Source organism: Kitasatospora sp. NPDC059747, from assembly GCF_042732955.1.
In the GTDB taxonomy this organism is placed as follows: Bacteria; Actinomycetota; Actinomycetes; order Streptomycetales; family Streptomycetaceae; genus Kitasatospora.
In genome coordinates this window covers 1-2,283 of sequence record NZ_JBHWGV010000268.1, presented here as the reverse complement: position 1 = coordinate 2,283, position 2,283 = coordinate 1, and the positions used below count along the sequence as shown (strand labels likewise).

At 78.3% G+C, this 2,283-nt stretch carries 1 protein-coding gene; it reads left to right on the top strand.

Annotation, left to right across the window (positions count from 1 at the left end; translation table 11 throughout):
- A partial coding sequence (locus ACFV4G_RS43385) for an ATP-binding protein (protein ID WP_380449166.1) occupies positions 1-2,162 on the top strand: 2,162 nt, incomplete at its 5' end.
- Positions 2,163-2,283: the final 121 nt, after the last annotated feature.

The following is a 2,283-nucleotide window of genomic DNA, read 5'->3' as shown; positions in this document are numbered from 1 at the left end:
AGTGGGTCCTGACCGAGACCGAGCCGGCCGCCCCGACGGCCGGGGCCGATCCGGCCTCCACCCTCGTCCCGGCCCAGCTGCCGGCTTCCGCCGCCGACTTCACCGGGCGGTCCGCGGAGGCCGAGGCCCTGCGCGCCGCCCTGCGGGAGCCGGGCAGCGTGCCGGTGGCGGCCGTCGCGGGCATGGGCGGGGTCGGCAAGACCGCGCTCGCCGTGCACGTCGCCCACGGCCTGGCCGCCGAGTTCCCGGACGGCCAGCTCTACCTCGACCTGCACGGCGCCGACGGCCGCCCCACCCGCCCCGAGGAGGCCCTGGCCGCGTTCCTGCGCTCCTTCGGCGTCGTCGGCGACGCGATCCCGGCCGGCCTCGCCGAACGGTCCGCCCGCGACCGCTCGCTGCTCGCGGGCCGCCGCGTCCTCGTGCTGCTCGACAACGCGCGCGATGCCGAACAGGTCCGCCCGCTGCTGCCGGGCAGCGCCGGCTGCGCCGTCCTCGTCACCAGCCGCACCCGCCTCGGCGCCCTGCCCAACGCCCGTTTCACCGAACTCCCCGTGCTCCCGGCCGAGGACGCCGTCACCCTGCTCACCCGGGTGGTCGGCGCCGAACGGGTCGCCGCCGAGGAGCAGGCGGCCGGTGAACTCGTCAGGCTCTGCGGCCAGTTGCCGCTCGCCGTGCGGATCCTGGCGGCCCGGCTGGCCTGCCGTCCGAGCTGGACGATCGCCCGGCTGCTGGAGCAACTCACCGGCGACCGCTACCGGCTGGACGCGCTGCGCAGCGGCGACCTGGCCGTCGAGTCCTCGTTCCGCTTCGGCTACGACCAGCTGGACGACGAACAGGCCCGCGCCTTCCGGCTGCTGGCCGTCCCCGAGGTGCCCGACCTGTCGCCCGGGGCGGTCGCCGCGGTGCTGGACCTGCCGGAGCCGGACGCCGTCGAGCTCGCCGAGTCGCTGGTGGACTGCTCGATGCTGGAGAGCTTCGCCAGCCCCGACCACTACCGCTACCACGACCTGCTGCGGGCCTTCGCCCGGCGGGCCGGCCAGGGCGGCGACCCGGACGAGCTCCGGGCGGCACTGAGCCGCCTGGTGGACCACCACCACGCGCTGGTGACGGCGGCGCTCGGGGCGTCCTCCGCGCGGCGCGGCTTCGCCGTCGGCTCGTCCCCGGCCGTCGGCGCCCTGGTGAGCCAGTGCGCGAAGCTCCCCGGCCGCTCCGCCGACACCGCCCCCGCCCTCGGCCGGCTCGCCGAACTCCTGCTCGGCTGCTGCCTGTTGGCCGACTCCGGGCACGCCACCCGCCCGCTCGGCCACGCCGCCAACGCGCTCCTGCACGCGAGCGTCGAACAGGGTGACCGCGCCGCCGAGGCCCGCGCCCGGCTGGTCCTCGGCCGACTGCTGACCGAGGTCGGCTCGGTGCCCTCGGCCCTCGCCGAACTGCTCCGCGCCCGCGACCTGTGCACCGCCTTCGAACCGGCCCGCCCGCTGCTCGCCCTCGCCCACAGCTCGCTCGCCGCCTGCTTCCTCCAGGCCGGCCGCCCCGACGAGGCCGTGGCCGGCTTCTCGGCCGCCGCCTCCGCCTGGGACCGGGCCGGCGACCGCCGCTCCCTGGCCGCCGAACTCCTCAACCTGGCCGGCGCGTTCGCCCGCCAGGGCCGCCACGACGCGGCGAACCGGGTGATCGACCAGTCCCTCGTGATCAGCCACGAACTCGCCGACCGCGAGCTGGAGGCGCTCGCCCGCGACGCCCTCGGCACGATCGCCCACGACCGCGGCGACCTCGCCGAGGCCGCCGCCCACCGCCGCGCCGCCCTCGCCCTCACCGACCCCGCCGACCACCGCCGCACCGGCCGCCTCCTGCTGCGCCTCGCCGAGTCGCTGCGGGCTGCGGGGCGGTGGGACGACGCGGTGGGGACGGCGGGCGATGCCGTCGACGCGCTGACCCTGGACGGCGACCACCGCGGCCGGGGCCTGGCCCTGGCGGTCCTGGGCGACGCGCTGGCCGACAGCCGGACGGACCTGGCGCGGGCCCGCGCGTGCTGGGCGGAGGCGTACGGGATCCTGGCGCCGATCGGCTCCCCGGAGGCGGAGCGCCTGGTGCCGCTGCTGGGCGCCGACCACCCGGCGGGCCCGGCGCGCTCGCGCTGGCCGTCCTGGCTGCCGGGGTGAGCACGGTCTCACCACGCGGTCTCACTGCGGCGATAGGCCGCGGGCCCGGGGGGGCCCGCGCGTAGGCCCGTCGTTGCTTGCTGGCGGTGAGCCGGCCCGTGGCCCGTGGTGCGATAGGGCC